General features: G+C 69.8%; 10 protein-coding genes. 8 read left to right on the top strand and 2 right to left on the bottom strand.

The features are described from left to right. Positions 1–87 precede the first annotated feature (87 nt). Positions 88–2,130 (bottom strand): serine/threonine-protein kinase, encoded by a 2,043-nt coding sequence (locus tag AB0D57_RS45615; protein ID WP_362088378.1) that lies wholly within the window; start codon positions 2,128–2,130, stop codon positions 88–90. Positions 2,131–2,314: 184 nt separating this feature from the next. On the opposite strand from AB0D57_RS45615, the gene AB0D57_RS45610 reads away from it, so the two are divergent. Next, positions 2,315–3,040, top strand: a complete 726-nt coding sequence (locus tag AB0D57_RS45610; RefSeq protein ID WP_362088376.1) for an LPXTG cell wall anchor domain-containing protein — start codon at positions 2,315–2,317, stop codon at positions 3,038–3,040. 101 nt (positions 3,041–3,141) lie between these two features. Here the strand turns inward: AB0D57_RS45610 and AB0D57_RS45605 are convergent, their stop codons facing one another. Then, complete coding sequence (locus tag AB0D57_RS45605; RefSeq protein ID WP_362088374.1) at positions 3,142–3,732, bottom strand: biotin transporter BioY; 591 nt, start codon at positions 3,730–3,732, stop codon at positions 3,142–3,144. A gap of 445 nt (positions 3,733–4,177) precedes the next feature. Here AB0D57_RS45605 and AB0D57_RS45600 point away from each other — a divergent pair, with 445 nt between their 5' ends. The 7 genes from AB0D57_RS45600 (at position 4,178) to AB0D57_RS45570 (ending at position 12,189) form a co-directional block, all read left to right on the top strand. Further along, entirely contained in the window at positions 4,178–5,395 is a 1,218-nt protein-coding gene (locus AB0D57_RS45600) for an ROK family protein (protein ID WP_362088372.1), read from the top strand. A gap of 360 nt (positions 5,396–5,755) precedes the next feature. Continuing rightward, positions 5,756–6,829 (top strand): ABC transporter substrate-binding protein, encoded by a 1,074-nt coding sequence (locus AB0D57_RS45595; protein WP_362088369.1) that lies wholly within the window; start codon positions 5,756–5,758, stop codon positions 6,827–6,829. Between the two features lie 7 nt (positions 6,830–6,836). Then, entirely contained in the window at positions 6,837–7,688 is an 852-nt protein-coding gene (locus tag AB0D57_RS45590; protein ID WP_362088367.1) for an ABC transporter permease, read from the top strand. Beyond that, positions 7,664–8,398 carry an ABC transporter ATP-binding protein gene (locus AB0D57_RS45585; protein WP_362088365.1) on the top strand — a complete coding sequence of 245 codons (735 nt, stop codon included), beginning with the start codon at positions 7,664–7,666 and terminating at the stop codon, positions 8,396–8,398. Before AB0D57_RS45590 ends, AB0D57_RS45585 begins: the two co-directional genes overlap by 25 nt. Further along, positions 8,395–9,726, top strand: coding sequence for an LLM class flavin-dependent oxidoreductase (locus tag AB0D57_RS45580; protein WP_362088363.1), 1,332 nt, complete (start codon positions 8,395–8,397; stop codon positions 9,724–9,726). Before AB0D57_RS45585 ends, AB0D57_RS45580 begins: the two co-directional genes overlap by 4 nt. A gap of 18 nt (positions 9,727–9,744) precedes the next feature. Continuing rightward, positions 9,745–10,638 (top strand): TauD/TfdA family dioxygenase, encoded by an 894-nt coding sequence (locus AB0D57_RS45575; protein ID WP_362088361.1) that lies wholly within the window; start codon positions 9,745–9,747, stop codon positions 10,636–10,638. Between the two features lie 162 nt (positions 10,639–10,800). Then, the gene (locus tag AB0D57_RS45570) at positions 10,801–12,189 is read left to right on the top strand and encodes an amino acid permease (protein ID WP_362088358.1); all 1,389 of its coding nucleotides are present in this window, start codon (positions 10,801–10,803) and stop codon (positions 12,187–12,189) included. Positions 12,190–12,316: the final 127 nt, after the last annotated feature.

Below are 12,316 nucleotides of genomic sequence, written 5' to 3'. Positions count from 1 at the left end.
TATCGGGACAGTGCGGTCGCACTGTCCCGGACCCCCTCCCCTTCCTTTTTCTTTGTGTGTGCGTGTTTCTCTGTGTGTGCGTGCGGCTCACAGGGGCGTGAAGCTCTTCTTGACCTCGTCGTAGACGCGAATGGCGGCGGCCTCGATGTCCGGGTGGTACCAGGTGCTGATCTCGTAGGACGTGCTGCCCGAGCGGAAGCCGAGCAGCCGGACGTGCCAGAGGCGCCCCTTGGCGGTGACGGAGTACTCCCAGGCGACCGCGGGAGCGTTACGGAACGTGGTGCGCTCCAGGCGAATCCGCTGGTAGTTCAGCCCCTTGCTGGTGTCCGCCTCCGCCTGCTGCCACTGTGCCAGCAGGTCGCCCCGGGCAGGCCTCGCGTTGGCCACGATCTCCTGCGCGCGGTCGGGCGAGGTGTAGTGCACCTCGGAACCGCTCTGCGCCACCCGCTGCCAGCCCTTGGGCGGGACCCATGCGTACAGCCCGGCCTCCTTGCGGGCGCCCGGGGGCAGGCTCGGCGGCCGGGACGTGCCCTCGACGGTGGGTGACGGGGAGGAGACCGTCGACACCGACGAGGATGAGGAGGCGGACGGGGACGCGCCGTTCGGGTCGCGGGAGGACCCGTCGGTCATCGCGACGACGAGCCAGACGGCGGCGCCCGCGACCACCACACCACCGGCGGCGGCGAGCCCCATCCTGCGCCGACTCCGCCGCGGGCCTGACGGCACGGCGGGGCCGGGGAATTCACCCGGCGGCATCGCTGCGGAGCCGGGGACTGTCGGGTATGTCGCGAGGGACGCGGGCGAGGAAGGCGTTGGGGAGGGGATGGGGGGTGAGGAGGGGGCTTCCGAGCGGACCTGCGAGTGCGCCTCGGAGGGGGCCTCTGTGAATGCGTTGGGGGGGTTGGGCGGCTTGGGGGGCTCGGTTCCGGTGAGGGCTTCGGGGGCGGGGGGTTCGGCGGCTGCGGTGGGCAAGGGCTCGGGTGCGGCCTGCCTGGGGTCGGGTGTGCTCTTCTGCGTCTGAGTGCGTTGCGCCGGTATCGCGTCGTGCTCGGGCTCGGCCTCGGGATCGGGATCGGCCTCGGGATCGGGATCGGGCTCAGACCCGGGCTCGCGCTCCGGCTCCGGCTCCGGCTCCGGCTCCGGCTGCGGCTGCGACGGGGGGCTCTGTGCCGCGCGTACGAGCTCCGCTTCCAGGAGCACGGGGGTGCGCGACTCCTCATGGGCCGGGGGTACGGGCGGCACGGGTTCCGTTGGCTCGGGCGCCTCTGGTGCTTGTGGTGCTTGTGGTGCTTGTGGCGTCTGTCGGGGCGGGGCGGGCTCGCTCTCTCCCTCCGGGAACGCGATCGGCCGCAACGCCGTCCCCAGTTCGTCCAGGCCGGGCCGAGTCGACGGTTCCTTGTCCAGGAGGGCGGCCAGGAGGTCCCGCAAGTCACCTGCGGAGGAGGGAAGTTCCGGCTCCTCGTACAGCACGGCGTGCAGCGTCGCCAAGGTGGTCGCGCGGGAGAACGGGGAGCGTCCGCCGAGGGCCGCGCAGAGCGTCGCGCCGAGGGACCACACGTCGGACGGCGGACCCTGCGGGCGGCCGGAGACGCGCTCTGGCGCCATGTAGTCGGGTGAGCCGACCAGCATCCCGACCATGGTGAGCGCCTCCGCGTCCTGGAGCGCGGCGATACCGAAGTCGGTGAGGACGACCCGCCGACCGCGCCGCTCGACCAGGACGTTGCCCGGCTTGATGTCCCGGTGCAGCACTCCCCCGGCGTGCACCTGGCTCAGAGCCGCCACCAGTTCGAGCCCGATCCGGGCCACGGCGGGCGGGTCGAGCGGACCGTCCTCCACCACCATCTGTTCGAGGGAACGGCCTGCGACCAGCTCCATGACGATCCACAGCCGCTCGCCCTCGTCCACGACGTCGTAGATACGCACCACGTTGGGATGGTCGATCCGGGCCGTGGCCCTGGCTTCACGCAGCGTGCGTTCCCGGCGGGTGCGGGTGTCCTCCGGATCGAGTCCGTCGATCCGCATTTCCTTGACGGCGACCAACCGGTCGAGCATTTCGTCGGTCGCTCGCCACACCCGCCCCATTCCCCCCTGCCCAATACTCTCGGCCAATCGATATCGACCCGACACCAATAATCCCGGAACGCCACCACGCGTATTCCCCGTCAATCCCCTGCACCCCCTCAACACCCGCCACAATCGCCCGCCACAGCAGCAACATAATGGTCACACTTCATGCCGTACCAGCATAGTGTGGAGAAATCTTGTGGTACCTCTTCGAGTACTGCGAATTCAGGCGCAGCCAAGGGGGACGAACATGAGTTCTCGTCACACGACGACCATCGCGGGATCGCTGCTCGCGGCATCTTTCTCGGCCGTGATGATCCTTTCCTACACCGCCGTCGCGGACGACCAGGGGCCGGGAAGCAGCAAAGGGGGAAAGGTGGTCGACGAGGCGCCGGCTGGCGTCAAGCTGACCACGGAACTGCCCGAGAAGATCACGGTCGACAACAGCTCGCAAAAGACGGCGATTACCGCCACCGTAAAGAATGAGGGGACCAAGGAAAGCGACAAGATCCGGCTTTTGGTGGTCGGTTTCGACGGCCTCCAGGTCAAGAGCGTCAAGGGCTGCACCGCCATGGCCGAAGCGGATCTGCCCGAGGGGTCGAACAGCGGTTTCATTTGCGATGTCGGTAATCTCGCGGCCGGAAAGTCGAAGTCGTACGCCGTCGACGCGACCTTCGACCTGAGCAAGACCGGAAAGATCTGCCTGCCGGTCCAGGACAGCGACGGGAAGAAGACGTTCTGGCAGCAGGGACCGGTGCCGTTCGGTGCGGCGAACCCGTCGCCGAACGCCCCCACCACCCCACTGCTCCTCGACACCGAGAACAACCCGGTGACACCCGGCGGCGACCAGTTGCCCGAGACCGGCGTCGAGAATGACGTCCTACCGCTCGGTGCGGCGGGGGCGGCGCTCATCTCTGCGGGGGCGGCGGGCCTGTGGTGGGCTCGGCGACGCCCCCGGCAACAGCAGCAGTCCTGAGCTCGCTCACAGACAAAGCGGGCCGGGATGCCCTGTGTGGCATCCCGGCCCGCTTTTCCGCAGGAACCTTCAGCAGGAACCTTTCCGCAGGAGCTACGACATCACCGGTTGAGGAACTTCCAGGCCGCGGGCAGCACACCCATCGCCAGCGCCGCCTTGAGGGCGTCGCCGATCAGAAACGGGGTGAGGCCCGCAGCGATCGTCGCGCTGAACGACATGCTGGTGGAGGCGGCGAGGTACGGGAGGCCGACCGCGTAGATGATCGCCTCGCCCAGCAGCATCGTGCCCGCCATGCGCAGCATCGAGCGGTCGGCGCCGCGGCGGGCGAGCGCGCCCACCGCGGCGGAGGCGAACAGCATGCCGAGGACATAGCCGAGGGAGGGGGCCGCGGCGCCGGAGCCGCCTTCGGCGAACCACGGCATGCCTGCCATGCCGACCAGCGCGTACACGAGGAGCGACAGGAAACCGCGGCCCGCGCCCAGCGCCGTGCCCACGAGGAGGGCGGCGAAGGTCTGGCCGGTCACCGGTACCGGGGAGCCCGGCACGGGCAGCGCGATCTGGGCGGCGAGGCCGGTGAGCGCGGCGCCGCCGAGCACGAGGGCGGCGTCCCTGACGCGGGACGCCGGCAGCAGGTCGGCGAGGACCTCGCCGGGGCGGATGCCTGTGCGGGACGTGGCGGCAGCGGTGCTCATGGGGACTCCGGCGGGTGGCTGTGGTTCGGGACACGGTGACGCTATCCCAGGGGGCTTGCGGGGATCACCATCAGCGCTCGACAAAGCGGGGATCGGGGGGTTGGTGGATCTCTGACAAAGAGTGCGGTGTACACCTGCGGGGGCGTGATGCTGGTCACTGAGGTGAGGTCGTCTTGTCCACGGAGGCGGGTGGGTGGCGACTGTAGGGTCCCGCCAAATCGGCCCCACCTGGCACCGGCCCTGGTCGGATCCGCCGGGCAGGCCCTACCCTTCGAACCATGGTTCCCCAGGCCGAGAACTTCGCGTCGCGTCGCTATGTCGACCTGCGACGCCAGGGCACGGCCACCTGTCGCCCCAGCTGAGGCGGGCGGAACGGATCCGGCTCGCCGAGACGAGACGAAACGAATCGGCGCAGTGTCGGACCAGTTCCTTGAGGAAGTTCCCCATGTCCCGTTCTTTGGCACCCTCCCCGCCCTCTCCACCCCCGTTCCGACGCGCCGCGGACAGTGACCGGCGCCGGACCAGCGCCAGCGTCATCCTGCGGTCCGTGCTGGAGCACGGGCCGGTCGCCCGCAGCACCCTCGCCCGGCTGACCGGGCTCTCCCCGGCGTCGGTCACCGACTACTGCGCCCGGTTCGCGGAACTCGGTCTGATCCGGGAAGCTGCCGCTCCCCGGCGCTCGAACGGAGTCGGGCGCCCCCACGTACCGGTCGACCTGGACAACTCCCGCTTCGTGGTCGGCGGAGTCCATGTGGCGGTGCCGTACACCACCGTCGCGTTGCTCGATCTGCGCGGCCGGGTGGTCGCCGAGCGGCGGCTCGACCACGACGGCGGCGTCGAGCCGGGCCGGGTGCTCGCGCGGGCCGCCGACGAGCTGGGCGTGCTGCTGGCGGAGGCCGGCGCCCCTGCCTCGCTGGGCGTCGGATTCGCGGCCGGGGGCTGGGTGGACCGGGACTCCGGGACCGTTGTGGAGCACGCGTTGCTGGGGTGGCGTGATGTGGATGTGCGGGAGTCGATGGGGGCGCTCACGGGCCTGCCGGTCCATGTGGACGGGCACGCGCGGGCGTTGGTCAACGGGGAGCGGCTGTTCGGGCGGGCCCGGGGCAGCCGGAGTGTGCTGCACCTTTTCGTCGGCAATGTGGTGGACGCCGCCTTCGCCACCCACGACCAGGTGCACTACGGTCCCCGGTCGCAGGCCGGGGCGATCTCTCATCTGCCGTTGGAGGGCGGGACGGAGCGGTGCGGCTGCGGCCGGACGGGGTGCCTGCAGGTCGAGCTGAGCGAGCTGACGCTGTGCCGGCGGGCGCGGGAGAAGGGCGTCATCGCCGGCGTGAATCCGATGCACGTGGTCGCCGCCGCGGCCGACGGCGACCCCCGCGCCGTACGGCTGCTGGTGGAGCGGGCGCGGATGGTCGGGCGGGCGGCGCGGCTGCTGCTCGACGTGCTCAATCCGGACACCGTCGTCGTCACCGAGGTCGGTGTCATGCACCGGGAGGACTGCCTCGACGCGCTGCGGGAGGCGGTGGGGCCGGAACGGGCGGCGGTCGTGCCGACGAGCTTCCCGGACTCGGTGCTGGCCGTGGCGGGCGGATCGGTGGCTCTCGACGTGTTGTACCGGGATCCGTTGGGCTGCGCGTTGGGGCCTCCACCGGGGGCGAATTAATTCAGAAAGTCTGAATGTTGACAGGTGTGGTACGAGGCCAGGAGCATCGTCTTCATGAGCAGCTCGCGGGTGCAGGTTCCGCTCACCAAGTGCCGTGTCGTCGACCTGATGCGGGTCGCGCGCACGCTTTGTTGCTGACGCGTTGACGCACTGACGTACTGAAGCTCTGACGTACTGAAGCTCTGAAGCTCTGAAGTTCTGCAGTACCGACGCTCTGACGTTCTGAAGTTCTGACGCTCACCCGGATTCTTCCTGCCGCGCCATCGGCGTGTGCCTTCTCATGCGCGCCCTCCTCTCTCCGGCTTCGCCCTGCCCGGAATTCCGCGCGCATTCCGCCACTTGGAACCCCGGAGTTTTCCCATGCCACCACTGTCCCCTGCCTCCCCCGGTGTCGACCGGCGGCTGTTCCTGTCCTCCCTGCTCGGCGTCGCCGCCGCTGCCGGGCTGAGCGGTTGTGCGGGAGCCGGCGCCGCCGGCACCAAGTCCGAGGGGGCCCTGTCCGCCCCGTTGGCCGCCAAGGTCCCCTCCGGTACGAGCCTCAAGATCGCCTCGTATCAGGGCTCCCAGGAGCTCCAGCTCAAGCTCGCGGGCCTGACCGAGCTGCCGTTCGCCGTGTCCGACTGGGCGAACATCGGCGCCGGTCCCGATGTCATCAACGCCTTCCGTTCCAAGTCCCTGGACGTCGCCAACAACGCGGGCATCCCGCCGATCCAGGCGCACTACCAGGGCTACGACGCGAAGATCGTCGCGATCAACATCACCCGCAAGCCCAACTACCTCTTCGCCACCAAGCCCGGCAGCGACATCCAGGACGTACGGGGCTTCAAGGGCAGGAAGCTGGCGTTCTCGCAGGGGCAGGCACAGGGGGTCGTCCTGCTGCGCGCCCTGAAGCAGGCCGGGATCAAGTACGACGACGTCGAGCTGGTGCCGCTGACCAGCAACCAGTTCCTCACCGCACTCCAGGCGGGGCAGGTGGACATCGCCCCGCTCGCCAACCAGCAGTCCCCGGCCTACCTCAAGCAGTACGGGTCCCAGGGCGCCCACGCCATCACCACCGACGTGGTGGACCTCCTGAACCTGCTGTGGGCGCCCACCTCCGTGCTGGCCGACTCCGCGAAGGCGGCGGCGGTCGCCGCGTACATCCCGCTCTGGGCGAAGGGCCAGGTGTGGGCGTACGAGCACCCCGACGCCTGGAACGAGGAGTTCTACGTCAAGACGCAGAACCTGACCCTCGCGCAGGCGCGGTCGATCACCGCTCTCGCCAACAAGCCGCTGTTCCCGCCGAGTTGGACCGAGGCGGTCACCTGGGAACAGGAGACCGCCGATCTGCTCGCCGAGGGCGGCTTCGTGAAGGCGTTCAAGGTCGACTCGCTCTTCGACCGCCGTTTCGAGGGCATCGCGGCGAAGGCCGTAGCGGCCGAGTACCGGAGTTGATACGGCCATGACCACTACCGTCACCACCGCCGCCGCGACCGCGGCAGTCACCGAAAAGACCCCTCGCCCACGTCGCACCAGGCGTCGCGGCCTCGCTCCCGGCAAGCGGCTGCCCGCCTCGCGTCTCGTCGGGCCCGCCCTCGTCGTCGCCCTCTGGGCAGTCGCGTCCGCCGCCGGGCAGTTGGACCCCGGCGCCATCCCGGCCCCCTGGACGGTCGTACGCACCGCCGCTCATCTGTGGGACGAGGGGACACTTCCCACGGATGTGCTCACGTCTTTGGAGCGGGCCGGGTACGGCTTCACCCTCGGACTGACCGCTGGGGTGACGCTGGCGCTCGCGGCCGGGCTCAGCCGGATCGGTGAGGCGCTGATCGACGGGACGGTGCAGCTCAACCGGGCCATCCCGACACTCGGTCTGATCCCGTTGTTCATTCTCTGGCTGGGCATCGGCGAGACCTTCAAGATCGCGATCATCGCCATCGTCGTCTACATCCCGATCTACCTCAACCTGCATGCCGCGCTGTCCGGCATCGACCACCGCTACGTCGAACTCGCCGAAGTGCAGGGCCTGTCGAGGGTCCGGTTCATCCGGGAGATCGTCATCCCCGGCGCGCTGCCCGGATTCTTCGTAGGGCTGCGGCTCGGAGTGACCGGCTCCTGGCTCTCCCTGGTCGTGCTGGAGCAGATCAACGCCACCAGCGGCCTCGGTTACATGATGTTCCAGGCCCAGAACTACGGCCAGACGGACGTCATCCTCGTCGGCCTGCTGATCTACGGCGTCTTCGGTCTCGTCTCCGACAGCGCGGTTCGTCTCATCGAACGGAGGGTGCTGTCGTGGCGACGCACGCTGAGCAACTGACCCTACCGGCCGTACAGTTGCGCGGCCTCACCCGCTCCTTCGAGGGCCGTACGGTCCTCGACGGCATCGATCTCGATCTCCCCGCGGGCCAGTTCACGGCCCTGCTCGGGCACAGCGGCTCCGGCAAGAGCACGCTGCTGCGCGCCATCGCCGGTCTCGACCACAACGTCGCCGGGAGCGGGCAGCTCACCGCCCCGGAGAGGGTGTCCGTCGTGTTCCAGGACTCCCGGCTGCTGCCCTGGCGCCGTGTCCTCGACAACGTCCTGCTCGGCACGGACGGCAGGGAGGCGGCCGAACGCGGTCGCGCCGCCCTCGCCGAGGTGGGCCTGGCGGGCCGCGAACAGGCCTGGCCCAACGAGTTGTCCGGCGGCGAGGCACAGCGCGCCGCCCTGGCCCGTTCGCTGGTACGGGAGCCCGAACTGCTCCTCGCGGACGAGCCGTTCGGCGCTCTGGACGCGCTCACCCGGATCCGTATGCACGCCCTGCTGCGCGAGTTGTGGGAGCGCCACCGGCCCTCCGTCCTGCTGGTCACCCATGACGTGGACGAGGCGATCGTGCTCGCCGACCGGGTGCTCGTACTCGACCAGGGCCGTATCGGCCTCGACCTGACCATCGGCCGTCCGCACCCGCGCTCGTATCGCGACCCCTTGCTCGGCGAGTACCGCGAACGTCTGCTCGCCGCCCTGGGTGTCACGGAGGTTCACACGTGACCCGTCGACTCCACCTCAACGCCTTCCTGATGAACACCGGCCACCACGAGGCCTCCTGGCGGCTGCCCGAGAGCGATGCGCACGCGCACGTGGAGGTGTCCCACTACGTCGGCCTCGCCCGGATCGCCGAGCGCGGCACCTTCGACTCGCTCTTCCTCGCCGACGGCCCGGTCCTGTTCAACAGCGTCGGCCAGCGCCCCTCCGGCGCGCTCGAACCGCTCACCCTGCTCACCGCGCTGGCGACGGCCACCGAGCACATCGGCCTGATCGCCACCGCCTCGACGTCCTACAACTCCCCCTACAACCTGGCCCGCAGATTCGCCTCCCTGGACCACATCAGCGGCGGCCGCGCGGGCTGGAACATCGTCACCACCGCAGGCAGAGAGGCCGCCCGCAACTTCGGCCTCGACGAGGAGCCCGCGCACGCCACCCGCTACGAACGCGCCGCCGAGTTCCTGGACGTGGCGCTCAAGCTCTGGGACAGCTGGGAGGACGACCTGGTCGTCGCGGACAAGGCGGCGGGGGTGTGGGGCGACGAGCGCAAGATCCATCCACCGCGCCACAAGGGGACGTACTTCAGCGTCGAGGGCGCGCTCAACGTGCCCCGTACACCCCAGGGTTACCCGCTGCTGGTGCAGGCGGGTTCCTCGGACGACGGCAAGCGGTTCGCGGCACGCTACGCGGAGGCGGTCTTCACCGCACAGCAGACACTCCAGGGCGCGCAGGCCTTCTACGCCGACCTCAAGTCCCGTACCGGCGCGGCCGACCGGGACCCCGACCACATCAAGGTCCTGCCCGGCATCGTCCCGGTCATCGGCTCCACCGAGGCCGAGGCCCGACGCCATGAGGCGGTGCTGGAGGACCACATCGTGTACCGGCACGGGCTGGCCCGCCTCGAACACCTGCTGCACCTCACGCCCGGCACCCTCGACCTCGACGCCCCGCTGCCCGCCGAGCTCCCGCCGGAGAGCGCCGTCGAGGGCTCCAAGAGCCGCTACACCCTCGTCGTGGAACTCGCCCGGCGTGATCAGCTCACCGTGCGCGAGCTGATCGGCCGGCTCGGCGGCGGACGCGGCCACCTGACGTTCGCCGGTACGCCCGAGCAGGTCGCGGACGCCATCGAGGAGTGGTTCCGGCAGGGCGCGGCCGACGGGTTCAACATCATGCCCGCCGTCCTGCCCTCCGGCCTCGAACTCTTCGTCGACCACGTCGTGCCGATCCTGCGCGCCCGCGGGCTGCTCCGCACGGAGTACGGCCCTCGCCAGACCCTGCGGGAGCGCTACGGGCTTCCGCGTCCCGCCAACCAGTACACCGCCGCCCTCGTCTGAAACCGAAAGGACCCACCCGTGCCCGAGATCGAGATCCGCAAGGTCACCGCACGCATAGGCGCCCAGGTGTCCGGCGTCGACATCGCCAAACCCCTCGACGACGAGACCGTCACCGCCCTGCGCACCGCCCTCAACGAGCACAAGGCGCTGGTCTTCGACGCCGTCGACCTGGACGACGAGGGCCAGCAGGACTTCGCCCGGCAGCTCGGCGACCTCACCACCGCCCATCCCACCGTGCCCGCCGTCGACGGCGCCCCGAACGTGCTGCCCGTCGACAGCGAGCGCGGCCGGGCGGCCAACCACTGGCACACCGACGTCACCTTCGTCCTCAACCCGCCGCAGGCCAGCACCCTGCGCAGCATCACCCTCCCGCCGTACGGCGGCGAGACCCTGATCGCCAACTCGGCCGCCGCCTACCGCGATCTGCCCGCACCGCTGCGCGCGCTCGCCGACACCCTGTGGGCCGAGCACACCAACGACTACGACTACGCGGTGCCGGACGAGGCCATCGGCGAGGAGGAGGCCCGCCAGCGCGCCCAGTTCACATCCATCACCTACCGCACCGCCCACCCGGTGGTCCGGGTCCACCCGCTGACGGGTGAGCGCGGGCTGTTCATCGGGGGATTCGCGCAGCGGATCGTCGGGCTGTCCGTGGGCGAGTCCCGCAAGATCCTCGACCTGTTCCAGTCGTACGTCACCCGCCCGGAGAACGTCCTGCGTCACCGCTGGTCGCCGAACCAGCTCGTCCTGTTCGACAACCGGATCACCCAGCACTACGCCATCGACAACTACGACGGCCTGCCGCGCCGCCTGCACCGCGTGACCGTCGCCGGTGACGTGCCGGTCGGAATCGAGGGCAAGGAGAGCCAGTCGATCACGGGCGACGCCTCGCACTACACGTCCGTGGCATGACACTCGGATGACCCATAGGTGACCATCCCTTTACGTTGCGTACGACACGCGTCCGCATACTGGGCAGCCTCTTCCTCTGAGCGGAGAGGCTGCCCAGACTGTGGGGGTTTTTGCCCACACGCACGTACTCGCACGTACTCGCACGTAAGGGACCACCCGCACATGTCCCGCACCACCCTCGACGCCCCGCCCGGCACGACCGACACGGGCGTCTCCCTTTCTCACGGCCTCAAGCAGCGCCACCTCTCGATGATCGCCCTCGGCGGGGTGATCGGCGCGGGCCTGTTCGTCGGCTCCGGCGCGGGGATCGCCGCCGCCGGACCGTCGATCGTGATCGCGTACGCCGTCTCCGGCCTGCTCGTCATGCTGGTGATGCGGATGCTCGGCGAGATGTCGGCCGCGTATCCGTCGTCGGGCTCCTTCTCGGCGCACGCCGAGCGGGCGATCGGCCCCTGGGCGGGCTTCACCGCCGGCTGGTCGTTCTGGGTCCTGCTCTGCACGGCCGTCGGCCTGGAGGGCATCGGCGCGGCGAAGATCGTCACCGGCTGGCTGCCCGGTACCCCCGAGTGGGCCTGGGTGGCCCTGTTCATGGTGGTCTTCTGCACCGCGAACCTCGCCGCTGTGAAGAACTTCGGCGAGTTCGAGTTCTGGTTCGCCGCGCTGAAGGTCGGCGCGATCAGCCTGTTCCTCGTCCTCGGCGGGCTGGCCATCGCCGGGGTGCTGCCCGGCACGGACTCCCCCGGGGCCTCCAACCTGAGCGACTTCCTGCCGCACGGCAGCGAGGGGCTGGTCATCGGCCTGCTCGCGTCGGTCTTCGCGTACGGCGGTCTGGAGACCGTGACGATCGCGGCGGCCGAGTCCGAGAACCCGGTCCAGGGCGTGGCGCGCGCGGTCCGTACGGCGATGTGGCGCATCGCGCTCTTCTACATCGGCTCGATGGCGGTCATCGTCACCCTCGTCCCGTGGGACTCCAAGGAGGTCGTCGAGAAGGGCCCGTACGTCGCCGCCCTGGACCAGCTGGGTATCCCGGGCGCCGGTCAGCTGATGAACGTGGTCGTCCTGGTGGCCCTGCTCTCGGCGATGAACGCCAACATCTACGGCTCCTCGCGCATCGCCTACTCGCTGGTGGAGCGAGGTCAGGGCCCGAAGGCGCTGGGCGCGGTGTCCCGCGGGGTTCCGCGTGTCGCCGTGCTGGTCTCCTGCGTCTTCGGCTTCGTCTGCGTACTGCTGAGCTACTGGCGGCCCGACGACGTCTTCCCCTGGCTGCTGAACATGATCGGTGCGGTGATCCTGGTCGTCTGGATCTTCATCGCGGTGTCGCAGCTGCGGCTGCGGCGCACGGTGGAGCGCGAGGCGCCCGAGAGGCTGGTCGTACGGATGTGGCTGTTCCCGGCACTGACGTGGGTGGCGCTGGCCGGTATGGTCGCGATCTTCGTCCTGATGGCCCGGGAGGCGGACACGCGGGTGCAGCTGTACTCGACGGGCGCGATGACGCTGTTCCTGGCGGCGGTCGGGTATGCCCGGCAACGGGGGCGCGTCACCCGCGACTGACGTCCCTCACCGGTGAAAGGCCCTCGCGTACCCGGCGAATTCAAGGGGTCGTTGCAACACGTGGTCGGTTGATCAGGCCGCGAGCAGTTTAGACAGGCGCTCGGCTGGGGTTTCCCAGCCGAGCGTC

This window comes from Streptomyces sp. NPDC048275 (genome assembly GCF_040652275.1).
Taxonomy (GTDB): domain Bacteria; phylum Actinomycetota; class Actinomycetes; order Streptomycetales; family Streptomycetaceae; genus Streptomyces.
The sequence above is the reverse complement of the archived record's forward strand: the minus strand, read 5'-3'. Positions and strand labels throughout refer to the sequence as shown.

Coding starts and splice junctions, on each gene's coding strand:
- AB0D57_RS45610 (WP_362088376.1), top strand. CDS start 2,315: ATGAGTTCTCGTCACACGACGACCATCGCGGGATCGCTGCTCGCGGCA.
- AB0D57_RS45570 (WP_362088358.1), top strand. CDS start 10,801: ATGTCCCGCACCACCCTCGACGCCCCGCCCGGCACGACCGACACGGGC.
- AB0D57_RS45605 (WP_362088374.1), bottom strand. CDS start 3,732: ATGAGCACCGCTGCCGCCACGTCCCGCACAGGCATCCGCCCCGGCGAG.
- AB0D57_RS45595 (WP_362088369.1), top strand. CDS start 5,756: ATGCCACCACTGTCCCCTGCCTCCCCCGGTGTCGACCGGCGGCTGTTC.
- AB0D57_RS45600 (WP_362088372.1), top strand. CDS start 4,178: ATGTCCCGTTCTTTGGCACCCTCCCCGCCCTCTCCACCCCCGTTCCGA.
- AB0D57_RS45590 (WP_362088367.1), top strand. CDS start 6,837: ATGACCACTACCGTCACCACCGCCGCCGCGACCGCGGCAGTCACCGAA.